The organism is Streptomyces natalensis ATCC 27448 (assembly GCF_000935125.1).
Taxonomy (GTDB): Bacteria; Actinomycetota; Actinomycetes; order Streptomycetales; family Streptomycetaceae; genus Streptomyces; species Streptomyces natalensis.
In genome coordinates this window covers 1-13,471 of sequence record NZ_JRKI01000003.1, presented here as the reverse complement: position 1 = coordinate 13,471, position 13,471 = coordinate 1, and the positions used below count along the sequence as shown (strand labels likewise).

Below are 13,471 nucleotides of genomic sequence, written 5' to 3'. Positions count from 1 at the left end.
TTCGCCCTTTTCGCGATCCGCGCCTGTACGGGGGGCGCGGATCGACACCGCCCGCGCCGTTCGGCACCGGTCCCCACGAGGGGAGGGACCGGTGCCGGAGGGCGCGGAGTCGTGCGCCGGGGCTGCCGGCGGGCCGGGCAGACGGCAAGCTGGCCGCACAGGCCGCCGCCGAACGGAACAGGGGACACCGCCGTGGACCACCCCGACCAGGACGCACGCACCCGGGCGATCTGGGCCCGGACCGCACCCCGCTACGACACCTGGATGCGCCGCTTCGACCGCTGGATGCTCTGCGACGGCCGCCGGTGGCTGTGCTCCCAGGCCCGCGGGCGCGTCCTCGAAGTCGCCCTCGGCACCGGCCTGACCCTGCCCCACTACCCCGAGGACGCCGACCTCACCGGGGTGGACCTGTCCCCGGACATGCTCGCCCGAGCCCGGCGGCGGGCCGACGACCTCGGCATCGGGATCACCCTCGCCGAGGCGTCCGCCACCCGCCTGCCCTTCCCCGACGGCCACTTCGACACCGTGGTGTGCGTCCTGGCCCTGTGCTGCATTCCCGACGACCGTGCCGCCGTCGCCGAGATGCACCGCGTCCTCGCGCCCGGCGGCACGCTGCTGCTGGTGGATCACGTCATCAGCCACCGCTTCGCCGTCCGGCTGCTCCAGCGCGCGCTCGACCCCCTGATGGTCACCCTCGCCGACGACCACCAGCTGCGCCGCCCGTTCCACCTCGTCCGCGAGGCCGGCTTCACCGTCCGCCACCGCGACCGCTACAGCCTCGGCATCATCGAACGCCTCGCCGCCGTCAAACCGGCCGCCTGACCCTTCGGCCCTTCGGCCCTTCGGCCCTTCGGCCCTGTGGGCCCTGTGGGCCCTGTGGGCCCTTTCGGCCCCGTGAGGAAGGCCGGTCCGACGTCCCGGCCCCTCGGCCCATGAGCAGCCCCGACGGGAGACGCCATGCCGCACGACCCCGGCGACCTCGCCGCCACCCAGAAGGAACAGCGGGAACAGTGGCAGCGCACCTACGCCGCCCACCCCGGCATGTACGGCGAGCGGCCCTCGGCCCCCGCCGTGCACGCCGCGGAGGTCTTCCACACGCGCGGGGCCGCGGACGTCCTGGAACTCGGCGCCGGCCACGGCCGCGACGCGCTCTACTTCGCCCGGGAGGGCTTTGCCGTCCGGGCCACCGACTTCAGCGCCACCGGTCTGCGGCAGCTCCGGGAAGCCGCCCGTGCCCAGGACATCGCCGCCCGCGTGACCACCGCGGTCCACGACGTACGCGACCCGCTGCCGCTGCCCGGTGCCTCGGTGGACGCGGTCTTCGCGCACATGCTGCTGTGCATGGCCCTGTCCACCGGCGAGATCCACGCGCTCGTCCGCGAGGTCCGGCGCGTGCTGCGGCCCGGCGGCACCTTCGTCTACACGGTCCGCCACACGGCGGACGCCCACTTCCGTGCGGGCATCCCCCGCGGCGACGGCATCTTCGAGCACGGCGGCTTCGCCGTGCACTTCTTCGACCGCGCGCTGGTCGAGGCGCTCGCCGAGGGGTGGCGCCTCGACGAGGTCCATGCCTTCGAGGAGGGCGAGCTGCCGCGCCGCCTGTGGCGTGTGACGCAGACCCGGCGTTGACGACCGCACCGCGGCTCCCGCAGCCGGGTGTGACACTTTCGTCCGGCGCGCCGCAGTGGGGGGTGCCGATGGTTATCGGCCGCGCGGTGTCTTGAAGTATGCGGTCCCCCCGCCTCAAGGCGCCGCGTGTGGCGCGGGCGGTCCCCAGCCGGCCGCCCGCGCCACCAGACCGCCGACTGCGAAGTGGCGGTCCGAGGACATTGATGTGAAATAGCGGTGAAGGGAGTTTCGGATTCGTTCAACGGGAAATGCGGGGCACCGTGAGATACCCCAATGACGGCATACCGCAAAATCGCCCATACGGCTCCAGGTCAAACTCTCCTTACCGTGGCGGATCAAACTCGCCGGATGCCGGTGATACGGCTCCGCTGCCGAATTCCGGGGCGCACGCCCCGCACCGCAGCAATGCGCCTTCGCCCTACGACCCAGCCCCGTACCAAGCCGTTCCGAACGCCCCCTCCAACGCCAGGAGCAGCCGGCAGGGAAACCGGCAAGGCATCGGAACGTACCGGCTCGCCTTGATCATCCACAGCCTCGCGGATGTCGCCGCGGTAATTCTCGGGCTGTGGATCCTGCTGTATCTGCTCGACGCGAATCAGGCGAATGCCTTCGTCGGCTTCGTGCGCGGTGTGGCCGACTGGCTCGCCGGGTGGTCGCAGGACATCTTCATCATGAAGCCGGAAGGGCTGCGGGTATTCTTCAACTATGCCCTTCCCGCACTGATTTACCTCGGGGTCGGCCATGGTGCAGCCGCCTGGCTACGACGCCTCTGAACTGCGCTTTCCCCGAACTCAGGGGGCGCAGACCGGCCGTGCCCCCTGAGCGCCCGCCGACCGGCGCCGCAGCAGTGAAGGCGCAGGTGCGAAGGCGCCGGTTTCCGCGTGCCTTCGCGAGCCCTCGCATGCCCGAATTCCCGTAATCGGCCATGACTGCCCGCTCGGTCGCCCCTTGTGCATTCGGCGGGACAACGCAGCCGGTCCCCTCGGGCACTGTGGATCAGGTCGGAAACAGTCTTCCCCGAGTCGCTCCCTGGGTTTGCGTTCGAGGCAACCTTCCGAGGCGACCTTCGAGGTAACCGGAGAATGCACACTTCCGGGCATGAATCAGAGGCCCCACGGCAGGTACGCCGACTTCCCGGAACCGTATGGGCCCGCATATGCCGCACGTCCGCCGAATTCCGCCCGTGTCCTCCCCTCAAGCGGATTCTGATATCCGTCCTCGTCGTTCTGCTCGTGATGGCGGCCGGCAGGCATTTCTGGGCGCCCTCCAAGCTGCGCAAGGAAGTCGACCTCGGAAAGGCCATCGACCGCCCGGCCGAGGGCGCGGGCACCAACTACCTGATCGTCGGCTCCGACAGCCGTAGGGGCATGTCGGTCTCGGGCAGCGTCGCAGCGGCAGCAGCTGACCGGCCGCGAGCGGTCCGTGTGGGACGGCGCGGGCGGTGCCCAGAGGGGGGAGGGCACCGCCCGCGCCGTGTGCACGGATCCGTCGGCACGGGGGGAACCGTCGGATCCGTGTGTGCCGATGACCAGTCGGCTACTTCTTCTGCGTCACCGGTCGACCGGCTGTCACACCCGCACGACAAGGCGTCCGGAAAAGCGCATAGGGCCGCATGTATCGGACATATCTCCGGGCGGGGTAACGCGACGGCACCCCACGACGCAGAAGTGCATACGGGCGCACGAGTGCCCCGTTTGTGATCGCGGCCAGGGTGACTCCCGTGGGGGGTGGCCACCCTGGCCGCCATCGCTCTCCCCCCGTCCCCTTCCCCGTACTATTCCCCGTCGTCGAGGCGCTGTGTACGCCAGATTGCGACTCCCACGAGCCACCGGCCCGAATTCCTGCCCGCAGACGACCGGTACGACGGGGGGCCGTCGCGGTACCGCCGCACAGCGGACGGCCCTGATCATCCATACGATCGCCGACATGGCCGCCGCGTTCCTGGGGCTCTGGATCGTGCTCTACCTGCTCGACGCGAACCAGGGCAATGTCTTCGTGCAGTCCGTGCAGTCCGTGCAGGGTCTTGACGGACTCGCTCGCCTGGTGGGCGCGGGACATCTTCACCGTGGACACCGAGGGGCTGCGCGTCGCCCTCAACTACGGCCTGCCTGCCGCGATCTATCTGCTCGCCGGACATCTGGTCGCCGGGCGGGTATGCCGCCTCTGACGACATCCGGTGTCCCGCTCCGGGCCTCCCCCTGCGATGCCTGCGTCAAGACGCCTGCGTCAAGCAGGGACGCCGCCCGCCACCCGCACCTCCCCGTGCAGGTGCACGACGCGCCACACGGCGGCGCTCCTGCGCAGCTCGGCCGTGTTGCGCACCAGTTCCGGGCGCAAGGGGGTCCCGAGGCGGCGCGTTCGGCGCGCCGGCCGCACCGCGGGTGAGTGTGAGGTTGCCGCTGCCGCCCGCGCCGTCGTCCTGCTTCACGATGGCCGTGCCGGTACGGGGCAGTTGGCGCTCGATGGCCCGGGTCAGCTCCAGCGGGGTGCGCGCGACGGAGCCGTCGGGCACCGGCACGCCCGCGCCGGCCGCAAGCTGCCGGAAGTGGGTCTTCCGATTCAGCAGGTCGGAACCGCGCTGTGCCGCGAAACCGAGGCCGCCGCGGGGTGCGAGGCCCAGGACAGCGGCCAGCTCGGCGACGCCCTGCGTCCAGAAGCACGGCATCAGCTCCCATACGGCATCCCGTGCGGCATCCCGTGCTGTCAACTCCCGCAGTTCCTTGAGGAGTTCCTCGGGCAGAAGCAGTTCGTCGGTGACCGTCCGCTCCCGGGTGAGGCCATCACGGTGTCGGGTGCAAAGCCCATCGCCCCGCCCGGATACCGCAGGAAGTTGTCGTCGACGCCGACCTGGTCCGGCGTGCCCGCGAACGTTCCCTCGCCGACCATGATGGTGCCGAGCTCAGTGGAGCGGATGACCGTGACGTTCGTACCCGGGCACAGGCGAAGGAGGGCGGTGGCGGCCATCAAACCCGCCGTTCCACCGCCGACAACAGTGATTTCGCGCTTCACACTCAAGCCTTTCCGATGGCGGCTTCTTTCCCGTGACGAGCAGGTCCTCCCACCCGCAGAAGCACTGTCACCGTTCTGAGCCGGCCTGATCCGGACCTGGCCTAAGCAGTCCACGGAGCCCGTGGCGCACGGCCCCGCCGCCTTCCGTAGCGCCGGCGCCCGCGGTGCGGAAGTCTTGGCCGACAAGCGGTCGTCGGGGGCGAGTTGGCAGCCGGGTTCGTGAACGCACAGGGCCGGGCCGCTGCGTGAGACGCGCGCCACACCGTCCCGGCGATCGCATGCGGGGGAGACCCGATCAAGATCGCCTCCCGGATTTCTCCCCAACGATCTCCGGAAACGCGTCAGGGGCCCGACCCGCTAAGCGGATCAGGCCCCTGACCTGGTGTTCCTTCAGTCGGGGTGGCGGGATTTGAACCCACGACCTCTTCGTCCCGAATGAGGTTCGGGCACCGATCTTGCCTGCGTGGATGCAGTTTGCCCAGGTCAGGGGCGTGGTGCCGGTTGGTCTCGGGTGGTGTCGAAGGGTTTTCGGGAGCGGGTCGGCTCCCAGATGGCTCCCAGGGGGAGGATGCGCCCCTATTGCCAGCAGGTATCTGTTGTTACGCCCCGGCCAGTGCGTGGCCGACCAACTGCAGGAAGTCTCCGGTTGCGTCGATGGCGCCGAAGGCCGGGAGGGCCGCGAGGGCGAGGGCCGCTGCAATTACCCACGGGCGTTCCCGCGCCGGTGCGGCGGCGTGGTGGACAGTGGCGCTGCCACTGTCCGGGCTGGTCGCCGCCAGCCGCGTCTACCTCGGCGTCCATTGGGCCACCGACGTCACCGCCGGGTTCGCCCTCGGCGCCGACGGCCGCCCTCACCCTGGGGCACCGCCGACCTCGGGTACGGCATCTGGGACCGCGGCCGGAACCGGAACGGACTTGTCCTCTCATCCAGAGGAGCCCAGCCTCCGGCGAAGGTCTGGGGGAAGGGGGTAGTGCACCTCTGCAGGGACTGCGGCGTCGGCTCTGTCTCGTCTTCCGGCCCGCACGTCCTCGTGGATGGCGTGTACCAGGGGTGTGATGTCGCGGAGTTCGATGATCCACCGGTCCACATACAGATCGACGGCCTCGCCGGACAATCCCACTTGGATCGCGCGGTCGGCCAGAGGTGCGAGGTCGGTGGCGCGCTCAGGGTCCCATTGCACTCGTACCGGGCTGGTCGACTTCAGAGACCGCCAGGCGGATTCACTGTCGTGTAGCCCCGGCTCGAAGTGACTCAGACAGGCATGGCGCAGGGCCCATTCGAACCCGGTTCGGCTGATCTGAATTGCCAGAACTCGTTCCTGGCCGGGTTTGGTTGCCCAGCCGGAGCGGTACATCATCCACCGAAATGAGGGCTTGATCCAGGTCATGCGGTCGCGTTTGAAGGGTGCCACGAACGTGCCGGCGTTGACTGCCGGCAGTGCGATCTGCGGCGGGTACGCCTGGTACACGGTGATTGTCTCTTCCGTGTAGTGGGCGCGGACAAACCGACTGCCGACAACTTTCACGGGCTGCTCTGTTGATCCCATGCTCACTGCCCAGTGATTTCCTGCGCCCATTCCGGAGTGTCCGCCAGAAAGGGGCCTGATACCTCTTCTGCGCCAGCTGTGTAAAGGAGCCAGCGCAGTTCGTCACAGGCGAAGAACGATTCACCCCAGCTATCGGTCCATACGCGCACTCGTCCGTCCCCCGACTGCGTGACGTCCCACCATGCCCAGCCTCGGGACTCGTTGTCGGGGTCGAATTCGAAAAGCCACCACTGGAGGTCCCAGGATTTCTCGTTGATTGCCGCGTGGTAGCGATCCATACCGCGACGGGAGAACTCCGCGATCGCACTCCCAGTGGCGCCGCTCACCGCCGCGAACCAGTCGGGAATGCCCTCGGTCGGCAGGTTGTCATCCTCGAAAGACTCGGTAATGGCGAGATCGAGCGCGACAGACAGCACCGTCCGTACCCGACGGATGTAGTCCTGCGGGTCGACCGCTGGAACCACATCGAAGACGGTGAGTACGGGTGGAGCTCCCTCGGTCGGGGGCCGGGCCTCCACTCGCTGCCGTTCCTGACGCAGGTCATCAATCTCGTGAAGCATCCACACTCCCATTACATAGTCTTGATCATCCTACCGGAGTTGGGTTTGATTTCCCCCATAAATTCGTCGAGCAGCTTGGCTGGAATTCCATACAGATCTGGCCCCTGGGTCGGGTCTGATATCTCTGGCTTATCGCTCTTGAGCTTCTTCCAGTCTTGCTTGGTGCCCTCCCAGCCGTCCGGGGCGCCCTGCGGAACGGCGGTTTCGCGCACTTTTTCAAGATAGGACTTGGGCATATCGAAGGCGAGGATTTCGTCGGGCCTTGATTGTCCCTTCCGATATTCTGTGGTGTGCTTGATGTCGTTGCTCATGTTCACGTACAGGTGCTGCTTCCCTCGCAGGGTGACCTCGCCGTTCGGGCCGATCTTGAGCCGCTGGCTCCCTGGGTGGTCGCTCTGCTTCCGGTAGACGGTGATGTAGTCGGGGGAGAGGCCGAGGGGGTCCGCCCAGGTGTGCGGATTGTGCACGTAGGTGGCGGGGTTGGGTGCCGGTGCGAGGCCCAGCGGATCGGGCGCGGTGTACCGCGCGGTCTCCGGGTCGTAATAACGGTGCAGGTTGTAGTGGAGCTGGGTCTCCGCGTCGAAGTACTGGCCGGGGAAGCGGATCGGCGTGTATGCGGTGTCCTCGTTGCGCCACGTGGTGGCGCAACAGAGGGTGGACCTGGCACGCCAGGCGATGTCGCCCGTTTCGTCGACGAGTTCCCGCGGCGCGCCGACCAGGTCGGTGACGATGGCGTAGAAGCGCCGATCGATCTCCTCTTGGGGTGCGGTGCCGGCCGGCGACTTGTGTTCGCTCTGTGCTATCGGGCCCTGGCCGTCGTAATCCCAGGTCAGAGTGACGGTATCGGGGCGGCCGACGACATGTTGGGTCTCTTCGACGAGGGTGGAGCCGTCCCAGGCGAAGTCCGTCCGCTGGAGAACGGTGCAGCCGTCGGCGCCCAGCCTTTCCTTGGCTGTTCGGCGGCCCAGCGGGTCGTAGCGGTAGCGCCAGCGAGCACCGTCGGGAGTGGCCACCGAGGTGAGCCGGTCCTGGGCGTCCCACTCGTAGGACCAGACATCGGGTTTGCGGGACAGTCGGGTCTTGACGCGGGTGGTGATGCGGCCCTGGGCGTCATAGGAGTAGCGGATGCGCCCGGCCGTGATCAGCCGGTTGCGGTCATAGGTCCGCTCACCCTGCGCGTCCTTGCCTGGGTGCCGGTCGGGCCACTGTCCTGCGGTCTGGTTGCCCGCTTCGTCGTAGGCATACCGCTCCGACCACCCCTGCGCCTGTACGGCGACGACCCGTCCGCCGGCATCCAGCTCGTAGGCGCGGTCACCGTTCAACTGGTCGGTGGTCGCGGTGAGATGGTCATCGGGGCCGTAGGCGTACGTACGCGCTTGGAGCTGCCGACCGCGTCCCGTGAGGGTCTGCGCGGTCATGCGGCCCCGTGGGTCCCAACCCTGGGTGAGGGTGATCGCGTCACCGAAGTGAGGCGCCGGCGATGCCGCAGACGCCGTCGAGGAGGCGGGCGGAGAAGTCGTGGGCGGTGCCCTTGAGGTGGCGGCCGGTGTCTTCGTCGAGCTCTGTCGGGGCACAGCGGGCGGCCAGTTCGGGTGGCAGCGGGCCGAAGCGGGTGCGGGTCATGCCCAGCGGCTGCCAGACGCGGGTGTGGGCGAGTTGGTCCAAACCCTGGCCGGAGAGGTGCTCGGCGAGGTAGCCGAGGATGAGGGCGGCTCGGTCGGTGTATTCGACGGCCTCGCCGGGCGGCCGGTGCAAGGCTTCGCGAAGGACGCCAGTGCGGATGGCGGTCGGGTCGGTGCCGTAGAGGTTCTTCAGCTGGGCCCGCAGCGGTACGCCGGCGGTGTGGGTGAGCAGGTGGCGGGCGGTGACCTGGCCGAGAGGGTGGGCTGTGACCTCGGGCCAGAAGGTGCCGAGGGGTTCGTCGAGCGGGAGGGAGCCGTTTTCCCAGAGGGCGCCGATCGCGGACCAGACGGCCAGGATTTTGGTCAGGCTGGCGACGTCGAAGATCGTGTCCGGCTGCATGGGTCGGTCAGGGCCTTGGCGGTGGCGCTGAGCGGGTAGCGGGCGGCGTTGCTTCGCCCGGCCCGTCGTCAACCGGCCGGGAGCAACCCCGCCCCAACAGGCCGCGTTTCCGGCATTGCAGACGGTCAGTTTCCTCAGTTCCGTTGAACTCTTCTCAGGGTGATCGTAAATTCCATTGAATGATTGACTGGGATCTGCGGAAGTTCCGAATGCTGCGGGAGTTGGAGCGACAGGGCACCGTGACCGCTGCTGCGGAGGCACTGTCCATGACTCCTTCCGCCGTGTCGCAGGCGCTTGCCGCGCTCGGCCGACAAGTCGGCGGACCGGTGGTCGAGCCGGTGGGCCGCCGGGTCCGGCTGACCGAGCTGGCGCACATCCTGCTCGAACACGGGCGTACGGTCTTTGCACAGTTGGAGCAGGCGGAGGCCGACGTCGAGGCGTACCTCGGCGGCGCGGCGGGCGTCGTAAGGGTGGGCTCCTTCGCCACAGGGGTGGAAGCGCTGCTTGTCCCGTCGCTCGACCTGCTACGTGAGTCGCGCCCCACCTTGCGGGTGGAGATCCGCGAGGCGGAGGCGTCGGATGTCTTTTCGCTGCTGGAACAGGGGGACATCGACCTGGGGTTGTCGCTCGCGGCCCAGGCGCACACCGATCCCGACGCGAGGTTCACCCGCTTCCCGCTGCTGGCCGACCCCCTCGACGTGGCCCTGCCGGCGGGGCACCGGCTCGCCGACAAGACAGGACTCCGGCTGGCGGACCTGGCGGACGAGCCGTGGGTGTACGGAGCTTCCGGCCCATGGCGCGAGATCACACTGGCGGTCTGCGCGAGTGCCGGTTTCGTCCCGCGCCCGGCCCATCACGCGGCGGACTGGGGGGTCATTTTGTCCTTGGTGCAGGCGGGGATGGGAGTGGCGCTGATCCCTCGTCTGGTGGACTCGCGGCGGCCCGGCGTGCGGGTGCGCGTCCTGGCGGCCGACCGGCCGCGCAGGCATGTGACCGGCGCCGTGCGCCGGGGCGCCGAAGTGGCGCCGCGGTTTCAGGAAGTGATGCGGTGCCTGCGCGCAGTCGCCGAGGAGCGGCGCAGGCTGCATCCCGCCATGTGAGACATCGTGCAGTGCAACTGAACTATTGAGGTGGCTATATGAGATGGACCTAATGGTTGTGCTCGGTCGAAGCTGAGGGCGTTCCGAGCGGCGGGCAGCACCGCCCACCGCCTTCGCCGCACGACCGAGGAGAACCCGTGACCACCCCTGTCTCGCTGCTGGACCTGGGCGCCGAGCCGCTCGACAGCGGAGGAACGGACGACGCTGCGCACGACGGCTGCACGACGGTCCGCCTGGCCCGCGCCGGCACGGTGCACCGGGTGGCACTGGATCTGCCGACGAACGCGGCCGGGTCGGCGGCCGTAGTGACGACCCAGGGCGCGTCCCTCGCGGCGGCCCGCCCGGCCGACCTGCACGGCGCCGGCACCACGCTGTGGTCGGCGCTGACGCAGGGCGTACGGCTCGGAGACCGCCCTACCGGGGTGCTCGATGTCGCGGCCCCGGAGCGCTGGACCCACGTACGCGTTCTGCTCAGCCCACCGGAGCCGGTCTCGAAGGTGCGGGTGCTGGGAGAGGTCGTCCCCGACCCGTCCAGGCTGGAAGGTCGCACCGTCGACGTGCTGGCGCAGGATTCCGGTGCCGTCCTGCTCGACTACTCAGGCGCCCCCTGGGAGGCGCCGGTCCCTCCGACGCCACTCGGGACGGGGCCGCAGACGCTCACCGGGACCGGATCATCCGGTACGGGCTGGGAGCCTCCGTCGACGGCATGGAGCAGCGGCAGCGCCTGGGCTCAATGGCGGCTCGCCGCCCACTCGGTCGTCGAGCACATCGAGGTGGACACCCGCGGGCTGCGCCATCCGCCCGCCGGACATGCGTCCGTGTCCGCAATGGACGCCACGACCGCGGATGCCCACGCTGCGGACACCTGGTTCCCGCTGCTGGAGGCGGTGTCTCTGCGGGCCGACCGCCGGTACCGGTTCTCCGTGGCGCGGCCGCGGCCTGCCACCCATGTCCGGCTGGACCTGTCCGGGCCCGGCGGCCTGGCGCGGTTGCGCATATGGGGCCGGATCACCGGCCATGGCGTGGAGCAGATGCGGCTGCGATGGCTCAACACGCTTCCCCGAAGTGATGTCGCCGCGCTCCTGCTGCCCCACGGCCTGGCGGGTCACGCCGTCGATGCCTTCGTGACCGCACGTCCCTACCCGACCTTGGACGCCGCTCAGGCCGCGGCCCATCGGGTCGATCTCTTCACCCACCACACTCCGTACTTTCGAAGGACTGCCGCATGAGCACCCTCACCGCGGAATCTGCGTCCGCCTCCGCCGCCTGCACACCGACCACCGATCGGCCCCGGCGCCGGTCCCTGTTCCCCGCCGCGGCCAAGGGCATGATCCTGGCCACGGTCGCCACCGTCATCTGGTCGGGAAACTTCGTGCTCGCCGATGGCATGGCGCATGCCATCCGGCCCGTCCAACTGGCCTTCTGGCGCTGGGTCATCGCCATGCTGGCCGTAGCGCCTTTCGCGATACCGCACATACGGCGCGACTGGCCCGCCGTCCGCCGCCATCTGGGCTTCCTGTCGATCGTTGCGCTGCTCGGCGTCACGCTCTTCAACACGCTGATCTACACAGCCGGACAGACCAGTCCGGCAACCAACATGGCCCTCCTCGCGGCTGCCTCGCCTCTTGTGATCATGGTTGGCGCCCGGCTGCTGTGGCGGGAGAAGCCCGGAGCTGTCGGCTGGGCGGGAGCCGCTCTGTCCCTGATCGGCATCGTCGTACTGATCACCAAAGGGTCCATGGCGATGCTGCTGGGGCTCAGTTTCTCCGCCGGTGACCTGTGGATGGTCGCCGCCATGACCACCTTCGCGGGGTACAGCCTCATGCTGCGCCGCACGCCCCGGGGCATCTCCGGCCTCAGCCTGCTGCTGTCCACATTCGTGCTTGGCACGGCCTTCCTCACGCCGGCCTACGCCTGGGACGTGACCGCCCACGGCAGCTTCCCGGTCCACACCGGCACGGTCGCCGCCCTGCTCTACGTGGGTGTGCTGTCCTCCGCCGTGGCGTACTTCGCCTGGAACAAGGCCATCGCCACCGTCGGGGTCGCCCGGGCCGGCATCGTCTACTACCTCGAACCCGCGATCGTCGCCGTCCTCGCCTACTTCACTCTCGGCGACGGGCTCAACCTGGCCCAGCTGATCAGCATGGGGCTGATCATCATCGGCGTCGCGCTCAGTTCTCGCGCCATGCAGCGCACCTGACGGACCGCCACCACTGTGCACAGCACCGCTCCGGAGACCGGAGTGCCCGGTTCCACGGACCAGCAACGTCAGCACCACCGCAGTACCGCACCTCACTCACCGAACTCGTCTCAGGGGGAACAGTTATGAACAACCCGGCTATCTCCGCTCCGCGCCTGCTCACCGAGCTGACCCACCTCGCCCAGATCGGGCAGGGCCCCACCGGCGGCATCCATCGCGTCGCCGGGTCCAAGGCCGATCTGGCGGCGCGGGACTGGCTGAGCAAGACCATGAAGGTGGCGGGGCTCACCGGACACCGGGACGAGATCGGCAACGTGTTCGGCCGTACACCGGACAGCGAGGGTCCTCGGCTGCTGCTCGGCTCGCATGCGGACACCGTGCCCGGAGCGGGGCACCTGGATGGCGCGTACGGCGTCGTCGCGGCAATCGAAGTGCTGCGCACACTCGTTGAGGCCGGCCACCCCGCTGCCGACCACATAGAGATCGTGGCCTTCTGGGACGAGGAAGGCGTCGCCGCCGACTCCAACGGCGGCCTGGGCGGTTCGACCGCACTGTGCGACAGCCCGCACATCCGCGATATCAGCGCCTACCTCGAACTCCACGTCGAACAGGGGCCGCGTATGGAAGCGGCGGGCCTGGACCTGTCCGCCGTCACCGGCATCGTGGGCGTGGAACGCTACGAGGTCGTCATGAAGGGCCAGGAGAACCACGCCGGCGCCGCACCATTCCACCTGCGCGCCGACGCCGGACGTGCCGCGACCCGGGCCGCCGCCGCACTGATGCCCCTGTGCCAGGAGATCGACCGCGAGGGGCTCATCGCCAACGTCGGCTCCTGCTCCTTCAGTCCCGGCGCCGCCAACGTTGTCCCCGGCCACGCCAGCCTTCAGGTGGAGATCCGCGGTATCTCCGACGACCTGCTGGAGGCCACGAGAAGCACGATGCGTCAGCAGTTCGAGCGCATCGCCGAGGAGGAGAACTGCTCCTGCGAGATCGCACAGGTATCGGCCAAGCCTGTCGCCTCCTTCGATCCGGAGATCGTTCGCACGGTCGAGCAGACCTGCCTGAAGAGCAGTGACAAGGTCACGCGGATGGCAAGCTACGCGGGCCATGACGCCAGCGTCATGAGCTCCCACGTCCCCACCGGGATGATCTTCGTGCCCAGCACCTCCGGGATCAGTCACAACGTCCTGGAGCACACCCCCGACCACCAACTCGTCCTGGGCGCCCAGGCGCTCTTGGACGCCGCCGTAACCCTGGCTGAGGAACGGGCACGTCAGCCGCGACTCGCCGTCGCCGCCTGACGACCAGCCGCGCTGCGCAAGCGGAAAGCCAGGTCAGAATCCCTCTGACCTGGCTTTCCGGCCGGAACCGCCTTCGGGAATCGAACCCGCGCTCTGAGCTTGG

The 13,471-nt window shown here is 69.0% G+C and carries 13 protein-coding genes and 2 pseudogenes; 9 read left to right on the top strand and 6 right to left on the bottom strand.

Annotation, left to right across the window (positions count from 1 at the left end):
- The first annotated feature begins 192 nt into the window (after positions 1–192).
- The 4 genes from SNA_RS01075 to SNA_RS44930 all read left to right on the top strand — a co-directional run bounded on the left by SNA_RS01075 (position 193) and on the right by SNA_RS44930 (position 3,796).
- Positions 193–822 (top strand): class I SAM-dependent methyltransferase, encoded by a 630-nt coding sequence (locus tag SNA_RS01075; protein ID WP_030068594.1) that lies wholly within the window; start codon positions 193–195, stop codon positions 820–822.
- Between the two features lie 135 nt (positions 823–957).
- Positions 958–1,629, top strand: coding sequence for a class I SAM-dependent methyltransferase (locus tag SNA_RS01070; RefSeq protein WP_030068593.1), 672 nt, complete (start codon positions 958–960; stop codon positions 1,627–1,629).
- Between the two features lie 497 nt (positions 1,630–2,126).
- Positions 2,127–2,402, top strand: a complete 276-nt coding sequence (locus tag SNA_RS01065; protein WP_241779524.1) for a hypothetical protein — start codon at positions 2,127–2,129, stop codon at positions 2,400–2,402.
- Positions 2,403–3,652: 1,250 nt separating this feature from the next.
- Positions 3,653–3,796 carry a hypothetical protein gene (locus tag SNA_RS44930; protein ID WP_338059794.1) on the top strand — a complete coding sequence of 48 codons (144 nt, stop codon included), beginning with the start codon at positions 3,653–3,655 and terminating at the stop codon, positions 3,794–3,796.
- 45 nt (positions 3,797–3,841) lie between these two features.
- Here the strand turns inward: SNA_RS44930 and SNA_RS43565 are convergent, their stop codons facing one another.
- Complete coding sequence (locus tag SNA_RS43565; protein WP_030068590.1) at positions 3,842–4,336, bottom strand: ATP-grasp domain-containing protein; 495 nt, start codon at positions 4,334–4,336, stop codon at positions 3,842–3,844.
- Positions 4,333–4,638, bottom strand: a complete 306-nt coding sequence (locus SNA_RS01050; protein ID WP_275041976.1) for a tryptophan 7-halogenase — start codon at positions 4,636–4,638, stop codon at positions 4,333–4,335. The genes SNA_RS43565 and SNA_RS01050 overlap by 4 nt, the downstream gene beginning before the upstream one ends.
- A gap of 435 nt (positions 4,639–5,073) precedes the next feature.
- On the opposite strand from SNA_RS01050, the gene SNA_RS44925 reads away from it, so the two are divergent.
- Positions 5,074–5,610, top strand: a complete 537-nt coding sequence (locus SNA_RS44925) for a phosphatase PAP2 family protein (RefSeq protein ID WP_078969596.1) — start codon at positions 5,074–5,076, stop codon at positions 5,608–5,610.
- Here SNA_RS44925 and SNA_RS01045 read toward each other — a convergent pair.
- The 4 genes and pseudogenes from SNA_RS01045 to SNA_RS01030 all read right to left on the bottom strand — a co-directional run.
- Positions 5,562–6,185 carry a DUF4291 domain-containing protein gene (locus tag SNA_RS01045; RefSeq protein ID WP_044363058.1) on the bottom strand — a complete coding sequence of 208 codons (624 nt, stop codon included), beginning with the start codon at positions 6,183–6,185 and terminating at the stop codon, positions 5,562–5,564. The two genes, SNA_RS44925 and SNA_RS01045, sit on opposite strands and share 49 nt — an antisense overlap.
- A gap of 2 nt (positions 6,186–6,187) precedes the next feature.
- On the bottom strand, positions 6,188–6,745 hold the full coding sequence (locus tag SNA_RS01040; protein ID WP_030068586.1) for a hypothetical protein: 558 nt from the start codon (positions 6,743–6,745) through the stop codon (positions 6,188–6,190).
- An 11-nt stretch (positions 6,746–6,756) separates the two neighbouring features.
- Positions 6,757–8,214, bottom strand: a pseudogene (locus tag SNA_RS01035) (RHS repeat domain-containing protein); the annotation flags it as partial.
- A 1-nt stretch (position 8,215) separates the two neighbouring features.
- Positions 8,216–8,905, bottom strand: a pseudogene (locus SNA_RS01030) (serine hydrolase domain-containing protein); the annotation flags it as partial.
- Positions 8,906–8,946: 41 nt separating this feature from the next.
- Here SNA_RS01030 and SNA_RS01025 point away from each other — a divergent pair.
- The 4 genes from SNA_RS01025 (at position 8,947) to SNA_RS01010 (ending at position 13,368) form a co-directional block, all read left to right on the top strand.
- Positions 8,947–9,867 carry a LysR family transcriptional regulator gene (locus tag SNA_RS01025; protein WP_044362599.1) on the top strand — a complete coding sequence of 307 codons (921 nt, stop codon included), beginning with the start codon at positions 8,947–8,949 and terminating at the stop codon, positions 9,865–9,867.
- A gap of 137 nt (positions 9,868–10,004) precedes the next feature.
- The gene (locus SNA_RS01020) at positions 10,005–11,096 is read left to right on the top strand and encodes a hypothetical protein (protein WP_030068579.1); all 1,092 of its coding nucleotides are present in this window, start codon (positions 10,005–10,007) and stop codon (positions 11,094–11,096) included.
- A complete protein-coding gene (locus tag SNA_RS01015) occupies positions 11,093–12,067 on the top strand; it encodes a DMT family transporter (RefSeq protein ID WP_044362595.1) in 975 nt (324 codons plus the stop codon). The genes SNA_RS01020 and SNA_RS01015 overlap by 4 nt, the downstream gene beginning before the upstream one ends.
- 125 nt (positions 12,068–12,192) lie before the next feature.
- Positions 12,193–13,368, top strand: coding sequence for a Zn-dependent hydrolase (locus SNA_RS01010; RefSeq protein ID WP_030068577.1), 1,176 nt, complete (start codon positions 12,193–12,195; stop codon positions 13,366–13,368).
- Positions 13,369–13,471 lie beyond the last annotated feature (103 nt).

Bases quoted from the DNA above. Each gene is read 5' to 3' on its own strand.
- SNA_RS01010 (WP_030068577.1), top strand. From the start codon at position 12,193: ATGAACAACCCGGCTATCTCCGCTCCGCGCCTGCTCACCGAGCTGACC.
- SNA_RS01070 (WP_030068593.1), top strand. From the start codon at position 958: ATGCCGCACGACCCCGGCGACCTCGCCGCCACCCAGAAGGAACAGCGG.
- SNA_RS01025 (WP_044362599.1), top strand. From the start codon at position 8,947: ATGATTGACTGGGATCTGCGGAAGTTCCGAATGCTGCGGGAGTTGGAG.
- SNA_RS01040 (WP_030068586.1), bottom strand. From the start codon at position 6,745: ATGCTTCACGAGATTGATGACCTGCGTCAGGAACGGCAGCGAGTGGAG.
- SNA_RS44925 (WP_078969596.1), top strand. From the start codon at position 5,074: ATGAGGTTCGGGCACCGATCTTGCCTGCGTGGATGCAGTTTGCCCAGG.
- SNA_RS01015 (WP_044362595.1), top strand. From the start codon at position 11,093: ATGAGCACCCTCACCGCGGAATCTGCGTCCGCCTCCGCCGCCTGCACA.
- SNA_RS01045 (WP_044363058.1), bottom strand. From the start codon at position 6,185: ATGGGATCAACAGAGCAGCCCGTGAAAGTTGTCGGCAGTCGGTTTGTC.